General features: G+C 65.5%; 13 protein-coding genes. 10 read left to right on the top strand and 3 right to left on the bottom strand.

The window, feature by feature from the left end; translation table 11 throughout:
- The first annotated feature begins 7 nt into the window (after positions 1 to 7).
- The 6 genes from cyoB to ACWPV3_RS12675 all read left to right on the top strand — a co-directional run bounded on the left by cyoB (position 8) and on the right by ACWPV3_RS12675 (position 5,636).
- Complete coding sequence (gene cyoB / locus ACWPV3_RS12700) at positions 8 to 2,008, top strand: cytochrome o ubiquinol oxidase subunit I (RefSeq protein WP_453978088.1); 2,001 nt, start codon at positions 8 to 10, stop codon at positions 2,006 to 2,008.
- 3 nt (positions 2,009 to 2,011) lie between these two features.
- Entirely contained in the window at positions 2,012 to 2,638 is a 627-nt protein-coding gene (cyoC, locus tag ACWPV3_RS12695; RefSeq protein ID WP_453978087.1) for a cytochrome o ubiquinol oxidase subunit III, read from the top strand.
- The gene (gene cyoD, locus ACWPV3_RS12690; RefSeq protein WP_292088215.1) at positions 2,635 to 3,024 is read left to right on the top strand and encodes a cytochrome o ubiquinol oxidase subunit IV; all 390 of its coding nucleotides are present in this window, start codon (positions 2,635 to 2,637) and stop codon (positions 3,022 to 3,024) included. Before cyoC ends, cyoD begins: the two co-directional genes overlap by 4 nt.
- Before the next feature lie 82 nt (positions 3,025 to 3,106).
- Positions 3,107 to 3,781 (top strand): SURF1 family protein, encoded by a 675-nt coding sequence (locus ACWPV3_RS12685; RefSeq protein ID WP_453978086.1) that lies wholly within the window; start codon positions 3,107 to 3,109, stop codon positions 3,779 to 3,781.
- A complete protein-coding gene (locus ACWPV3_RS12680) occupies positions 3,778 to 5,103 on the top strand; it encodes an ATP-binding protein (protein WP_312733563.1) in 1,326 nt (441 codons plus the stop codon). Before ACWPV3_RS12685 ends, ACWPV3_RS12680 begins: the two co-directional genes overlap by 4 nt.
- Positions 5,100 to 5,636, top strand: a complete 537-nt coding sequence (locus ACWPV3_RS12675; protein ID WP_292088209.1) for a response regulator transcription factor — start codon at positions 5,100 to 5,102, stop codon at positions 5,634 to 5,636. The genes ACWPV3_RS12680 and ACWPV3_RS12675 overlap by 4 nt, the downstream gene beginning before the upstream one ends.
- A 3-nt stretch (positions 5,637 to 5,639) precedes the next feature.
- On the opposite strand, the gene ACWPV3_RS12670 is transcribed toward ACWPV3_RS12675, so the two are convergent.
- Positions 5,640 to 6,077, bottom strand: a complete 438-nt coding sequence (locus ACWPV3_RS12670) for an HIT family protein (protein ID WP_312733564.1) — start codon at positions 6,075 to 6,077, stop codon at positions 5,640 to 5,642.
- A gap of 109 nt (positions 6,078 to 6,186) precedes the next feature.
- On the opposite strand from ACWPV3_RS12670, the gene ACWPV3_RS12665 reads away from it, so the two are divergent.
- Positions 6,187 to 6,549: a phage holin family protein gene (locus ACWPV3_RS12665; RefSeq protein WP_453978085.1), complete on the top strand. Its 363-nt coding sequence runs from the start codon at positions 6,187 to 6,189 to the stop codon at positions 6,547 to 6,549.
- 6 nt (positions 6,550 to 6,555) lie between these two features.
- On the opposite strand, the gene ACWPV3_RS12660 is transcribed toward ACWPV3_RS12665, so the two are convergent.
- Entirely contained in the window at positions 6,556 to 8,061 is a 1,506-nt protein-coding gene (locus tag ACWPV3_RS12660; protein ID WP_453978084.1) for a serine hydrolase, read from the bottom strand.
- A gap of 266 nt (positions 8,062 to 8,327) precedes the next feature.
- Here ACWPV3_RS12660 and ACWPV3_RS12655 point away from each other — a divergent pair, with 266 nt between their 5' ends.
- Entirely contained in the window at positions 8,328 to 8,798 is a 471-nt protein-coding gene (locus ACWPV3_RS12655) for a phasin family protein (RefSeq protein WP_453978083.1), read from the top strand.
- A 60-nt stretch (positions 8,799 to 8,858) separates the two neighbouring features.
- Here ACWPV3_RS12655 and ACWPV3_RS12650 read toward each other — a convergent pair whose 3' ends face one another.
- Positions 8,859 to 9,332 carry a nuclear transport factor 2 family protein gene (locus tag ACWPV3_RS12650; protein ID WP_453978082.1) on the bottom strand — a complete coding sequence of 158 codons (474 nt, stop codon included), beginning with the start codon at positions 9,330 to 9,332 and terminating at the stop codon, positions 8,859 to 8,861.
- A 171-nt stretch (positions 9,333 to 9,503) separates the two neighbouring features.
- On the opposite strand from ACWPV3_RS12650, the gene clpS reads away from it, so the two are divergent.
- Positions 9,504 to 9,833 carry an ATP-dependent Clp protease adapter ClpS gene (gene clpS, locus ACWPV3_RS12645; protein ID WP_307365064.1) on the top strand — a complete coding sequence of 110 codons (330 nt, stop codon included), beginning with the start codon at positions 9,504 to 9,506 and terminating at the stop codon, positions 9,831 to 9,833.
- A 13-nt stretch (positions 9,834 to 9,846) separates the two neighbouring features.
- Positions 9,847 to 12,150 (top strand): ATP-dependent Clp protease ATP-binding subunit ClpA, encoded by a 2,304-nt coding sequence (gene clpA, locus ACWPV3_RS12640; protein ID WP_453978081.1) that lies wholly within the window; start codon positions 9,847 to 9,849, stop codon positions 12,148 to 12,150.
- Positions 12,151 to 12,190: the final 40 nt, after the last annotated feature.

Below are 12,190 nucleotides of genomic sequence, written 5' to 3'. Positions count from 1 at the left end.
CTAGCCGATGAACGCCGACACTCTCATTCCAATGCTGTTCGGGCGCCTCACGCTCGAGGCCCTGCCGCACGAACCGATCGTGCTGGCCACCATGGTGGTGGTCGTATTGGGCGGCGTCGCCCTGCTGGGCGCCGTGACCTATTTCAAACTGTGGGGCTATCTCTGGAAGGAGTGGTTCACCACCGTGGACCACAAGAAGATCGGGATCATGTACATGATCCTGGGGCTGATCATGTTCGTGCGCGGCTTCGCCGACGCCATCATGATGCGCCTGCAGCAGGCCATGGCCTTCGGCGGGTCCGAAGGCTATCTGAACGCGCACCACTATGACCAGATCTTCACCGCCCACGGCGTGATCATGATCTTCTTCGTGGCCATGCCGCTGGTGACGGGCATCATGAACTATGTCGTGCCGCTGCAGATCGGCGCGCGCGACGTGTCCTTTCCGTTCCTGAACAACTTCAGCTTCTGGATGACGACGGCCGGGGCCATCATTGTCATGGCCTCTCTGTTCGTGGGCGAGTTCGCCCGCACCGGCTGGCTGGCCTATCCGCCGCTGTCGGGCATCGGCTACAGTCCGGGCGTCGGGGTCGACTACTACATTTGGGCGCTTCAGATCGCGGGGGTAGGGACCACCCTGTCCGGCATCAACCTGATCGCGACCATCGTGAAGATGCGCGCGCCGGGCATGGGCATGATGAAGATGCCCGTCTTCACCTGGACCTCGCTGTGCACCAACGTGCTGATCGTGGCGTCCTTCCCCGTCCTGACCGCCGTTCTGGCCCTGCTGACGCTGGACCGTTACGTCGGCACCAACTTCTTCACGAACGACTTCGGGGGCAACCCGATGATGTATGTGAACCTGATCTGGATCTGGGGGCACCCCGAGGTCTACATCCTGATCCTGCCGCTGTTCGGCGTCTTTTCGGAGATCGCCTCGACCTTCTCGGGCAAGAAGTTGTTCGGCTATACCTCCATGGTCTACGCCACGGTCGTCATCACCATCCTGTCCTATCTGGTGTGGCTGCACCACTTCTTCACCATGGGCTCGGGCGCCTCGGTGAACAGCTTCTTCGGCATCACGACGATGATCATCTCGATCCCCACGGGCGCGAAGATCTTCAACTGGCTATTCACGATGTATCGCGGGCGCATTCGGTTCGAACTGCCGATGATGTGGCTGATCGCCTTCATGCTGACCTTCGTTATCGGCGGCATGACGGGGGTTCTGCTGGCAGTGCCCCCGGCCGACTTCGTGCTGCACAACTCGCTGTTCCTGATCGCCCACTTCCACAACGTCATCATCGGCGGCGTGCTGTTCGGTCTGTTCGCGGCCATCAACTTCTGGTGGCCCAAGGCCTTCGGCTTCAAGCTGGACAGGAAGTGGGGACTGATCAGCTTCTGGTGCTGGATCCCCGGCTTCTGGCTGGCCTTCGCGCCGCTGTACGTCCTGGGCCTGATGGGGGTGACGCGCCGGATGCGGGTGTTCGACGATCCGTCGCTGCACATCTGGTTCATCATCGCCGCCATCGGGGCGGGCGTGATCGCCCTGGGCATCGCGGCCATGTTCATCCAGTTCGCCGTGTCGATCATCAACCGCGACAAGCTGCGCGATGTCACCGGCGACCCGTGGGGCGGCCGCACGCTGGAGTGGGCGACGTCCTCGCCGCCGCCGGCCTACAACTTCGCCTTCACGCCGGTCGTGCATGACGCCGACGCCTGGTGGGACATGAAGAAGAAGAAGTATCAGCGCCCGCTGAGCTGCTACAAGGCCATCCACATGCCGTCCAACACGGGGGCGGGGGTCATCATCTCGGGCCTGTGCCTGGTGATGGGTCTGGCGCTGGTCTGGTACATCTGGTGGCTGGCCGCCCTGTGCTTCGTCGGCGTGCTGGCGGTCTCGATCGGCCATACCTTCAACTACAAGCGCGACTACTACATCCCGGCGGATGAGGTGCGCGAAACCGAGGAGGCGCGGACCCGCCTCCTGGCCGGAACGGAGGCCTGATCCATGAGCGCGACCGCGATCAAGCTGGACGACCCGACCGTCTTCCACCTGGAAGAGGAGCCGCACCACGAGGAAGGCTCCAGCACCATGCTGGGCTTCTGGCTCTATCTGATGAGCGACTGTCTCATCTTTGCGATGCTGTTCGCCGCGTTCGGCGTGCTGGGCGGCAACTACGCCGCCGGGCCGGGGCCGAAAGAGCTGTTCGACCTGGAGCTGGTGGCGGTCAACACCGCCATGCTGCTGTTCTCGTCGATCACCTACGGCTTCGCCATGCTGGCCATGGACAAGAACAACACCCGGCTGACGCTGATCTGGCTGGCCATCACCGGCCTGTTCGGCCTGGCCTTCCTGGGGATCGAACTCTACGAGTTCGGCCACCTGATCCATGAGGGCGCCACGCCGCAGCGCAGCGCCTTCCTGTCGGCCTTCTTCACCCTGGTGGGCACCCACGGCCTGCACGTCACCTTCGGCATCATCTGGCTGGTGACGCTGATGGTGCAGGTGGGCATGAAGGGTCTTATCCCCGCCAACAAGCGCCGGCTGATGTGCCTGTCGATGTTCTGGCACTTCCTGGACGTCATCTGGATCGGCGTCTTCACCTTCGTCTATCTGCTGGGCATGCTGCGATGAGCGCCGAAAACCACTCGCCCGAGTCCCACGAGACCGATCATCTGGGCCACGAGGCCCACAATCACGGCTCCTTCAAGAGCTACATGATCGGGTTCGTCCTGTCGGTGATCCTGACGGCGATCCCCTTCGCCCTGGTCATGACCGGCGTCCTGCCGAAACAGGCGACCGCGCTTCTGGTGATGGGCTTCGCCGTGGTGCAGATCGTGGTCCACATGGTCTATTTCCTGCACATGAACTCCAAGTCGGAGGGCGGCTGGACCATGCTGGCGCTGATCTTCACCGTCATCGTGGTGGTCATCGCCCTGTCCGGTTCGCTGTGGGTCATGTACCACCTGAACACCAACATGATGCCGGCGACGCACGACATGTCGCAGATGATGGGCTGACGAGGGCGCGATCACCGACCATTCACCCGTCCCCGCGCCGCGATCACGGTCGACGCGCATCGTCGCCTCGGTCGCGGCGCTGGTGTTGTTCATCGGCTTCCTGGCGCTGGGCGGGTGGCAGGTGCAGCGTCTGGCCTGGAAGACGGCCCTGATCGCCCAGGTGGACGCCCGCGTCCACGCCGCGCCCGTTCCCGCGCCGGGTCCAGACCGCTGGTCCGCCATCACGCGCGAAGGGGATCAGTATCGGCGCGTCGTCCTTCATGGCGTCTTTCGCCACGATCAGGAGACCATGGTTCAGGCGGTGACGGATCTGGGCGCGGGTTTCTGGGTCATGACGCCTTTGGCGGAGGATCGCGGCTTCACCGTTCTGGTCAATCGCGGCTTCGTCACGCCTGACCGGCGCGATCCGGCGATGCGCGCAGACGGCCAGGTCGAGGGACCGCGCACCGTGGTCGGTCTGTTGCGCATCAGCGAGCCCAAGGGCGGCTTCCTGCGGGCCAACGATCCGGCCGGCGACCGCTGGCGGTCACGCGACGTCGCCGCCATCGCCGCGCGGCGGGGCCTGACGCACACGGCGCCCTATTTCGTCGATGCGGACGGGCAGGCCAATCCAGGCGGCTGGCCGCGCGGCGGACTGACGGTCATCCGCTTTCCCAACAGCCATCTGATCTACGCCCTGACCTGGTTCGGCATGGCCATGCTGACCCTGGTAGGATACGGGCTGTTCTGGCGCGAGGAACGGCGGCGACGGCCATGAACGCGTCGCTGCGTCATCTTCTGGGGCTGGGCGGCTGGAACGAGGGCGTTCTGTCGCACGACGGGGCCAACCGTCGGAACATGCTGCTGCTGATCCAGCTGCGTTGGCTGGCGGTGGCGGGGCAGGTGGCGACGATCCTGCTGGTCCACTACGCCATGCGCATTCCGCTGCCGGTCGGACTGCTGTTGATGGCGCCGGCGGGCCTGGTGGCGGTCAATCTGCTGTCGGCGGCCATTTCGGCGCGGGCCGGCGGGGTGACGGATCAGGGGCTGATGTTCGCCCTTCTGGCGGATGTGACGGCCCTGACTTGGCTGCTGTATCTGACCGGAGGCGCGGCCAATCCGTTCGTTGCGCTTTATCTGCTTCAGGTGGTGCTGGGCGCGGTGCTGCTGGCGCCGGTCTACGCCTGGGCGCTGATTGCCCTGACCAGCCTGTGTTTCGCGGGCCTGGGCCTTCGCAACCGACCCCTGGCCCTGCCGCCGACGCGCGAAGACGCGCTTTTGAGCCTCTATCTTCAGGGCAGTTTGATCTGTTTCGTGCTGATGGCGGTTCTGCTGGTGCTGTTCGTGACGCGGATCAGCCAGAACCTCAGGGAGCGGGACGCCTCCATGGCCGACATGCGCCAGCGGGCGGTGGAACACGATCATATCGTGCGGATGGGGCTTCTGGCCTCGGGCGCCGCGCACGAACTGGGCACGCCCCTGGCGTCTCTGTCGGTGATCCTGAGCGACTGGAAGCGGATGCCGCGCCTGGCCGACGATCCTGATCTGGCCCAGGACATGACCACGATGCGGGCCGAGGTCGAGCGGTGCAAGGCCATCGTCACCGGCATCCTGATGTCGGCGGGCGAGGCGAGGGGACAGGCGCCCGAGCGCACCACGGTGCGCGCCTTCATCCGGGCCGTTGTCGAGGCCAGCAGCGCCGAGGGCGTGGCGGTGGAGATCCGCGACCAACTGAGCCAGGACCCGGCCATCATCGCCGATCCGGCCCTGCGCCAGGTGCTGGGTGTCCTGTTCGACAACGCCGCCGAGGCGGGGGCGCGTCGTATCGTCGTCACCCTGGGCCAGGCGGGCGAACTGCTGGAGATCACGGTCCGTGACGACGGCCCCGGCTTCGCGCCCGAAATCCTGGATCGACTGGGCAAGCCCTATACTTCCACCAAGACGCGGCCGGGGGCGGGACTGGGCCTGTTCCTGTTGATGAACGTGATACGTTCCCTGGGCGGAACGGTCGAAGCGGCCAATCCGCCGGCGGGTGGCGGCGAGGTGCGGCTGCGACTGCCGTTGTCGGCCCTGGCGCCGGAGGAAGGAGACCGGCGATGACCGAAGACGCGCGACTGCTGCTGATCGTGGAGGACGACGCCTCCTTTTCGGCGACGCTGAAACGCTCTTTCGAGCGACGCGGCTACAGGGTCGTGACCGCCGCCGGGCCCGAGGCCATGGCCGAGGTGTTGAAGACGCATCGGCCGGGATACGCCGTGGTCGATCTGAAGCTGGGCGGCGCGTCGGGCCTGAGCTGCGTGGAGACGCTGCACGCCTTCGATCCGCAGATGGACATCGTCGTCCTGACCGGTTTCGCCAGCATCGCCACGGCGGTCGAGGCGATCAAGCTGGGCGCGCGGCACTATCTGGCCAAGCCGGCCAGCACCGACGACATCGAGGCCGCCTTCGGCCGGGCGGGCGGCGACGCGGACACGCCGCTGGGCACGCGCCCGACCTCGATCAAGACCTTGGAGTGGGAGCGGATCCACGAGACCCTGGTCGAGACGGACTTCAACATCTCCGAGGCGGCGCGGCGTCTGGGCATGCACCGGCGCACCCTGGCCCGAAAGTTGGAAAAACGGCGCGTGACCTGAGGGTCAGTCCAGTTCGGCGGCGATCCGGTCGGCCAGGCCCTTCAGGGTGGCGGCGTCGGCCATGGGGGCATGGCCGTGACCCTTCAGGTCGCGGTCGCGCCAGCGCGGAATGATGTGGAAATGCAGGTGGAAGACGGTCTGCCCGCCTGCGTCGCCGTTGAACTGCATGATCGCCAGACCTTCGGGCTTCAGCGCCTTTTCGACCGCCCTGGCCGTGCGTTGCAGGGCCGCGGTCAGGCGTTGCAGCACCTCGGGCTCCACCTCCAGCAGATTGCGCGCCTGGGACTGTTTGGCGATGATCAGCACATGGCCTTCGGACTGTGGAAAGACGTCCATGAAGGCCAGGACGTTGTCGTCCTCCCACACCTTCACCGACGGAATCTCGCCGCGCAGAATCTTGGCGAAGATGTTGTCGGGGTCATAGGCGCCGTGCAGGCTCATGGGCGGTCTCCGTATCGATCCGGCCTCCTGGATAGCAGTCGTGCGCGGACGAGGGGAGCCTTCGTCGCCATGGTGCGTTATGGTGAAGCTTTAATCCTAGGAGGACGCCATGATCCGTTTCATCGTTCAGGCGCTCGTCACCATGGCGGGCCTTTGGCTGTCGGCCCAGGTGGTGCCGGGCGTCGATTTCACCAATACCGGCTCTCTGATCGCGGCGGCGATCATTCTGGGCGTCGTCAATGCGATCGTGCGGCCGATCATGGTCGTGCTGACCTTCCCGATCACGGTCGTGACCCTGGGCCTGTTCCTGCTGGTGGTGAACGCCGCCATGATCGGCCTGACCGCCATGTTCCTGGGCGGATTCGTCGTCGACGGTCTTTGGGCCGGGATCGGTGCGGCCATCGTGACAGGCGTGGTCAGCTGGCTGGCCGGCGCCTTCATCGGCGGCGGCGACGATCGGCGCGCGGCCTGAGACGGATCAGCCGGGACGGATGACCATGCAGGTGACGCGACGCTCGGCCAGGGCGTCGCAGGCCGCCTTGGCCCCGTCTTCCGTCAGGCCGGTGAAGCGTGAGCGATACCAGTCGCCGGCGGTCTGCACATCGCGCTGTGCGCTGGCGAACTGGGCGCGGAATCGACGGCTGACCTCTCCAAGCCAGTCGTTGGCGACCTTTTCGTCGCGGAAGGCGCCGACCTGCACGGCCCAGCGGCCGGCCGGCGTGCGCGCCGTTTCGCGTGGAGGCTGAGGCGTCGTGCGACGCGGCGTGGTCGAGGGCGCGGCGGCCGCGCCGCGCGGGGCGCCGTTCAGAGAAGCGGTGACGTTGTGAGGCGCGCGGGAGGATGCGGTGGTCGCAGGGGCGCCGGCCGACTGACTGGCGGCCACTTGACCAGCAGTCTGGGCCGTGGCGGCCGCGCGCTGGCTGGCGGCGCGTTCGGACGGCGCGGGCGTGATGCGCGTCGGCAGGGCCGCAGGCGCCGGGGCGGCCGTATAGGCCACGGCGGTGGAGGATTCGGCGCCGGTCTCCTCGTCGTCGCTGGCGTTCAGGGAGGCGTAGGCGATGGGCGCGCCGACCGACTGGCTTTCGCCGCCCAGGCCGAAGCCGCGCTGCTCGAAGAAGGTCTGGGCGATCTGGATGTTCTCGCCCTGGGCGCGGCGGCGTTCGACCTCGAAGCCGGTGTCCATCAATTCCGCGACATGGGCGTTGCGGCTGGCGCTGGAGCGGCCGCCCAGAACCACGGTGATCAGGCGCCGGCCGTCGCGCACGGCAGAGGCCGCCAGATTGTAGCCCGAGGCGTTGGTGTAGCCCGTCTTCATGCCGTCATAGCCGCGACCCGTCGGCAACAGGCCGTTGGTGTTGCGATAGCTGCGGCCGTTGTAGGCCCAGTCGTGCAGGCCGAAGTAGCTGTAGTACTGCGGGAAATCGCGCATGATGGCGCGCGCCAGCGTCGCCTGATCGCGGGCCGTCGTGACCTGGCGGGCGTCGGGCAGACCGTTGGCCGTGTAGTAGCGGGTGTGGGTCATGCCCAGTTGATGCGCCTTGCGCGTCATCATGGCGGTGAAATTGGCTTCGGACCCCCCGATGTGTTCGCCGATGGCCAGGGCCATGTCGTTGGCCGAGCGAACGGCGGTGGCGCGCATGGCGTCGTCCAGGGTGATGGTCTGACCCGCCGGCAGGCCCAGTTTCGAGGGCGGTTGGGACGCGGCGCGGGGCGAGACGGTCAATACGTCGTCCAGATGCGCCTTGCCCTGAGAAAGGGCTTCGAACGTCAGATAGAGCGTCATCATCTTGGTCAGCGACGCCGGGAATCGGCTGCTGTCGGCATGACGCGAAAACAGGACTTCGCCGGTGGCGGCGTCCACCACGACGGCGGCGTAGCGGCTGTTTTCCTGCGACTGGGCCTCGATCGGCCTGACGTTCGTCCCCAGGGTGATCAGGGAGAAGGCGAGGAGGGCGAAAAGGCCGCGGCGGAGCAGGGACATCATGGGCGGTTACGAACCCTCGGTGAGCAGGGTGCGACAGGCCCCCCGGCCGCCGCGACTGAGCCCTACCATAGGAAGCGGGGGTTTCATGGTGGTTAACCGCTCGTCAACGCGAATTTGAAGCGTCGAGCGCGGTTATGCGATCGTCATGTTGCGTTGCACAAAATGTCTTGAAGTCTTTTCGCACATGCAATATATGACGTCTAAGAGCAGAGTGCTTCCCCCAACCCCGCGTCCCGCCAAGCCGGGGCGTCTTTGGAGACAAGATCATGGCCGACGCCGCCGAAACCGTGAAGAAGACCGTCGAACAGACCGCCGCCAAGGCCAAGGAGCAGATCGAGACCGCCCAGGCCGCCGGCGCCAAGGCTTTCCGCGAAGGCATGGACAAGTCCGTCGCCTCGCTGGCCGAGCTGAACGCCCATGGCAAGAAGAACCTGGAAGCCCTGGTCGAGTCGGCCAGCGTCGCCCAGAAGGGCGCCGAGGCTCTGTCGCAACAAGCCCTGGGCTTCGCCAAATCCTCGTGGGAAGAAGGCGTCGCCGCTTCCAAGGAACTGACGACCGCCCGTTCGGTGCAGGAGTTCTTCGAACTGCAGACCTCCTGGGCCAAGAAGTCGATGGAGCGCTATGTCGCCGAACTGACCAAGACCAACGAGATCGTCACCGCGACGGTCAAGGACAGCCTGAAGCCGATCAACGAGCGCGTCACCGCCTCGGTCGAGACCTTCCAGGCCGCTCGCTAACCCAGCGAACTCCTGAAGAATCGAGAAGGCCCCGGAGTACGCTTCGGGGCCTTTTTGCCGTCAGGGCAGGGGGGAATGGTCGTAGCTGAAGACACGCGCCAGCTTCCACTCGGTCCCTTCCTGTTTCCACATCTGCGTGAAGCGGGCGCGTCCGACGCGCTGTTCGGGTCCATTGCCCTGGCGTTCGTAGAAGATGTGCTCGCCCGTTTCGACGGCGCCGTAGTTGTTGATGGGGTAGACAGCCAAGCCGTCCGACAGGGCCTCGCGCCGGGTCCGCCAGGCGTCGGGCGCGCTGCGGTCGTGACAACGCGCGGCGTATTGCGCCACGAAGCTATCAGCGTCGGTCGCCACACGTCCGCCTCGGTCGTCGAAAAACTCGAAATCGTCAGTCAGCATGGCCCGAAGTCCGGCCGGATCGCAGCCTTCGAAGAAGACAGAGAAGAGTTTCGCGTCAGCCGCCATGACGGCGGTTTCGAGCGGGGTAGGCTGGGCGAAGGCGGCGAGCGAAAGGGCGGCGACGAGGGCGGCGGGCATGGCGATCGGGAGCTGTTCAACTGAGGCGTTCAACCTGAGCCGTTGACCGCCTTGGATCACGTGAAATCTTTGTCAGACGCTCTTCACGAAAGCCGTGACTGGACGCCGCTTCAATTCAGGCCATCATTCCCTATCTGAGAGCCAAGACGACTCCCCGACTACGGAACACGAATGCCCATTCAAAGGCCCGGTGAAAAAGGCGGCGGACAAGGAACCGCCGTCGTCACCGAAACCAAGCCGAAGCTTCAGAAGCCCTCGCTCTATCGGGTGCTGATCCTGAACGACGACTACACGCCGATGGAATTCGTCGTCTATGTGCTGGAGCGGTTCTTCCAGAAGAGCCGCGAGGAGGCCACCCGCGTCATGCTGCATGTGCATCAGCATGGCGTCGGCGTCTGCGGCGTCTTCACCTACGAGGTCGCCGAGACCAAGGTCGCGCAGGTCATCGAGACGGCGCGCCGCCACCAGCACCCTTTGCAATGCACGATGGAAAAGGACTGAGAGGAGCCTCCCGATGCCTTCGTTTTCCCGTCCTCTCGAAGAAACCCTGCACCGCGCCGTGGCCTACGCCAATGCGCGCAGGCACGAGTACGCCACGCTGGAGCATCTGCTCCTGGCCCTGATCGACGATCCGGATGCGTCCGGCGTCATGCAGGCCTGCAACGTGGATCTGAACGCGCTGAAGACGGCGTTGACGCTTTATGTCGACAACGACCTGGCCGCCCTGGCCACCGCCGACGGCGAGGACGCCAAGCCGACCGCCGGCTTCCAGCGCGTGATCCAGCGCGCGGTGATCCATGTCCAGTCGTCCGGCCGCGAGGAAGTGTCCGGCGCCAACGTGCTGGTCGCCATCTTCTCCGAGCGCGAAAGCCACGCCGCCTATTTCCTGCAGGAGCAGGACATGACGCGCTACGACGCGGTCAACTTCATCGCTCACGGCATCGCCAAGAAGGCGGGCGCCAACGAGGCGCGTCCGGCCAGGGGCGCGTCGCCTGAGGAAGCCGAGGATGCTTCCGCCGTCAAACAGGGCGGCGAGGCGCTGGAGGCCTATTGCGTCGACCTCAACGAGAAGTCGCGCCAGGGCAAGGTCGATCCGCTGATCGGTCGTCAGGCCGAGGTGGATCGCTCGATCCAGATCCTGTGCCGTCGGACCAAGAACAACCCGCTGCTGGTCGGCGATCCGGGCGTCGGCAAGACCGCCATCGCCGAGGGGCTGGCCCGCAAGATCGTCAATGGCGAGGTGCCCGACGTCCTGAAAGACGCCACCATCTATTCGCTGGACATGGGCGCATTGCTGGCCGGCACCCGCTATCGCGGCGACTTCGAGGAACGCCTGAAGCAGGTGGTCAAGGAGTTGGAGAACCACGACAACGCCGTGCTCTTCATCGACGAGATTCACACGGTGATCGGCGCGGGCGCGACCTCGGGCGGGGCGATGGATGCGTCGAACCTGCTGAAGCCCGCTTTGGCTTCCGGCACCCTGCGCTGCATGGGATCGACGACCTACAAGGAGTATCGCCAGCACTTCGAGAAGGACCGCGCCCTGGTGCGTCGCTTCCAGAAGATCGACGTCAACGAGCCGACGGTCGAGGATACGGTCAAGATCCTGAAGGGGCTCAAGACCTACTACGAGCAGCACCACAAGGTCCGCTACACCGACAGCGCCATCCGCACCGCGGTCGAACTGTCGGCCCGCTACATGACCGACCGCAAACTGCCGGACAAGGCGATCGACGTGATCGACGAGGCCGGGGCGTCGCAGATGCTGCTGACCGAGTCCAAGCGCAAGAAGGTCATCGGCCAGAAGGAGGTCGAGGCCGTCATCGCCAAGATGGCCCGCATCCCGGCCAAGTCGGTGTCCAAGTCCGACACCGAAAGCCTTCGCGAACTGGAAACCGATCTGAAGCGCGTCGTCTTCGGTCAGGAACAGGCCATCGAACAGGTATCGGCGGCCATGAAGCTGGCGCGTGCGGGTCTGCGCGATCCGAACAAGCCCATCGGCAGTTTCCTGTTCAGCGGCCCGACCGGCGTGGGCAAGACCGAGGTGGCCAAGCAACTCGCCGCCACCCTGGGCATCGAGATGCAGCGCTTCGACATGTCCGAATATATGGAGCGGCACACGGTCAGCCGTCTGATTGGCGCGCCTCCGGGCTATGTCGGCCATGACCAGGGCGGCCTGCTGACCGACGCCGTGGACCAGCATCCGCACGCCGTCATCCTGCTGGACGAGATCGAGAAGGCGCACCCGGACGTCTACAACATCCTGCTGCAGGTGATGGACAACGGCATGCTGACCGATGCGGTCGGCAAGAAGGTCGACTTCAGGAACGTCATCCTGATCATGACCACCAACGCCGGTGCCGCCGACAACGCCCGCGCCTCCATCGGCTTCGGCCGGGGCAAGGTCGAGGGCGAGGACGACAAGGCCATCCAGCGTCTGTTCGCGCCGGAGTTCCGCAATCGCCTGGACGCCATCGTGGCCTTCAAGCCGCTGGGCGCCGAGACGATCCGTTCGGTCGTGACCAAGTTCGTGCTGCAGCTGGAAGCCCAGCTGGCGGACCGCAACATCACCATCGAACTGACCGACGAAGCCGCCGACTGGCTGGCCAAGAACGGCTTCGACGAACTGTATGGCGCGCGTCCCCTGGCGCGGGTCATTCAGGACTCGATCAAGAAGCCGCTGGCCGACGACATCCTGTTCGGTCGCCTGACGCGCGGCGGACACGTCAAGGTCCAGCTCAAGGACGGCAAGATCGACTTCGACATCGCCGGCCCCTCGGGCGCCCCGGCGAAGGCCGAGGAAGAAGAGACGGCCTGATCGTCGGTAGGCCAGACATCAGAAGGCCCGGCTGGAAACA

Source organism: Brevundimonas sp. Marseille-Q4549, assembly GCF_976940555.1.
The sequence above is the reverse complement of the archived record's forward strand: the minus strand, read 5'-3'. Positions and strand labels throughout refer to the sequence as shown.